Source organism: Streptomyces specialis (assembly GCF_001493375.1).
Lineage (GTDB): Bacteria > Actinomycetota > Actinomycetes > Streptomycetales > Streptomycetaceae > Streptomyces > Streptomyces specialis.
In genome coordinates, this window is record NZ_LN929842.1 from 1 (window position 1) to 2,340 (window position 2,340).

Consider the following 2,340-nt stretch of genomic DNA (forward strand, 5'->3'; position numbering starts at 1 on the left):
CCACCCGGGTTTCCCCCTGTTCCCGTGGGCTGGGGGATGTGTATAAGACCCCCCGGGCGCCCGGGGCGGGGGCCCGGCGCCCGCGCCCGCCCCTGCCCCGGCCGCCCCGGCGCCTCCCGCGCCGGAGGTGCCGTCCGGGCCGGGCGGCGGATGGTTCGGGCGGCCGGAGGGGTTCTGGCCGGACGGGCAGATCGGCGCGTTCCGGGGCGGTATCGACAACCCCGACCTGTTCCGGCCGCCGGTCAAGGACGGGCCGGGGACCGGAGACGAACAGCCGGGCGACGGAGCGGCCGAAGGGGCCGAGGGGACTGAAGGGACCGAAGGCGCGGAGCACGACGGCGGTGACGCCTCCGGGCCCGCCGCCAGGCGCGGCGCGGCGCTCGCGCCCGTGGTCGAGAAGGGCCCTTCGCGCGGGCGGCGGCTGGCCAGGGCGGCGCTCAGCGGCCGGCGCGTGGGCGGCCCGGTCGAGCTGATCGGCGTGGCCCTGCTGCTGGCCGGCACGGTCGTGGGCTCGGTGGGGCTGCTCCTCCTGGGCTGGGCCGCGGCGTACTGGTCACCGCGGCTCAGCCGCCGCCAGGCGCAGTGGGCGACGTTCGGGATGCCGGCTCTGGTCGCCGGGGCCTACACGCTCTGGCTCCTCGGCCGCGCCGGCGGCTACTGGGGCGCGGAGCTGGCCGAGGGCGACGCCCAGGAGGCGTTCGCCGACCACTTCCCGTGGCTGCTGCGCGCCGCCGCGGTGGCCAGCGCGGCGTTCCTGTTCCACCGGGCCCGCCGTCACCGGCCGCCGGCCGACGCCTCCTGACACGCCCCCGGCCCCGGCGGCGGGGCCGGGGCCGGCTCACAGCTCCCGCGCGATGTGGTAGATGAGCTGCCGGGACTCCTCCGCGTTCAGCGTGACCTTCCCGGCGCGGCTGAAGAAGACCCGGTAGCCGGCCAGTTCGGCGTCCGAGTCGAGGAACCCGCCGCCCCTGGGGGTGTCGACCTGCACGGTGTCGAGCTGCGGCACCGGCCCGGTGGCGTAGGTGACGGGCTGGGTCGCCTCGAAGAAGTCCTCGTTGGTGAACGGGATGACCCGCACCGTCACGTGCGACCGGTCGCCCAGCGTCATCAGGTGTTCGAGCTGGGCCCGCACGACCCTCCGGCCGCCGAAGCGCATCCGCAGCGCCGCCTCGTGGATGTACGCGTCCAGCGGCGGCGGCTCGTCCCGTTCCAGCACGATCTTCCGCCGCATCCGCAGCTCGGTGCGGGCCTCGATCTCCGCGGGGGGCAGATCGGGGAAGACGCCGCGGAACAGCGCCCGCGCGTAGTCCTCGGTCTGGAAGAGCCCCGGGACGGAAACGGTATGGACGAACTGCAACGAGAGGGCGTGGTATTCCATCTCCGCGACATCGAGAAACCCGGGCGCAAGAATGCCACGGTACTCGTCCCACCAGAACTGCCCCCGGTGCTCCTTCGCGATGGCGCACAGGGCGTCCAGGAGGGCCTGGTCGGAGCAGGAATAGAAGGTGGCGAGCTTCCGGATGCGCTCCTCGCTGACGCCGATCCGCCCCGACTCTATGTGGCTGATCTTGCCCTGGTCGGTGCCGAGCATGGCCGCGGCCTCCCTGGCCGTTCTCCCCGCCCGCTCGCGCAGTTTGCGCAATTCCGCGCCCAGGCGCGCCTGTCGGGCGGTCGGAGACTCCCTCGGCGGCATCGTCTGATCGGTCCTTCCGTCGGCTGGTCCCCGAGTCTGCCGCTCCCTCACCCTCCGAGTCCACTCGCGCACACCCCCCTTTCGCACAGTTGCCCCGGTGCAGGGTTGCCCCCCACCCGAGGGGGCCGCAACGCCGGGCGCCCCCGGTGCCGTCCGCCCGTCCCGTGCGGACGGCACCTCGGTACCGCTACCGTTGACCGGATGACCAGCACCGGTCCCCGTACCCTCGCCGACGAGCTGCGCTCGCGTTCCGACGCCGAGCTGGCCGGGCTGCTCCGCACCCGGGCCGACCTGCTGTCGCCGCTGCCGGGCGACGTGTCCCAGCTCGCCACCCGCGCCGGGACGAGGGCCTCGGTGCTGCGGGCCGTGGACCGGCTCGACACGTTCACCCTCCAGGTCGCCGAAGCCCTGGCCATCGCGCCGCAGCCCTGCCCGTACCCGGTGCTCGCCGCCCTGCTGCCCGGCGGGGAGGAACGGCTCCCGGAGGCACTGGCCGGGCTGCGCGCCCGCGCCCTGCTGTGGGGCAGACCCGAGGCGCTGCGGCTGGTGCGGACCGCGCAGGAGCTGCTCGCGCCCACCCCCTCCCGGCCCAGCGGGACCGGCCTCCGCGAGGGTGGGGCCGAGGCCGGTCCCGCTGGGCCGGGAGG

The 2,340-nt window shown here is 75.5% G+C and carries 2 protein-coding genes and 1 pseudogene; 2 read left to right on the top strand and 1 reads right to left on the bottom strand.

The annotated features are described in order from the left end of the window. Window positions 1-127: 127 nt before the first annotated feature. The gene (locus BN2279_RS09410; protein WP_059008283.1) at window positions 128-802 is read left to right on the top strand and encodes a hypothetical protein; all 675 of its coding nucleotides are present in this window, start codon (window positions 128-130) and stop codon (window positions 800-802) included. 36 nt (window positions 803-838) lie between these two features. Here BN2279_RS09410 and BN2279_RS09415 read toward each other — a convergent pair whose 3' ends face one another. After that, window positions 839-1,693 carry a helix-turn-helix domain-containing protein gene (locus BN2279_RS09415; RefSeq protein ID WP_059008284.1) on the bottom strand — a complete coding sequence of 285 codons (855 nt, stop codon included), beginning with the start codon at window positions 1,691-1,693 and terminating at the stop codon, window positions 839-841. A 201-nt stretch (window positions 1,694-1,894) separates the two neighbouring features. Between BN2279_RS09415 and BN2279_RS09420 the strand changes: the two are divergent. Continuing rightward, a pseudogene (locus tag BN2279_RS09420) lies at window positions 1,895-2,340 on the top strand (DNA-binding protein); the annotation flags it as partial.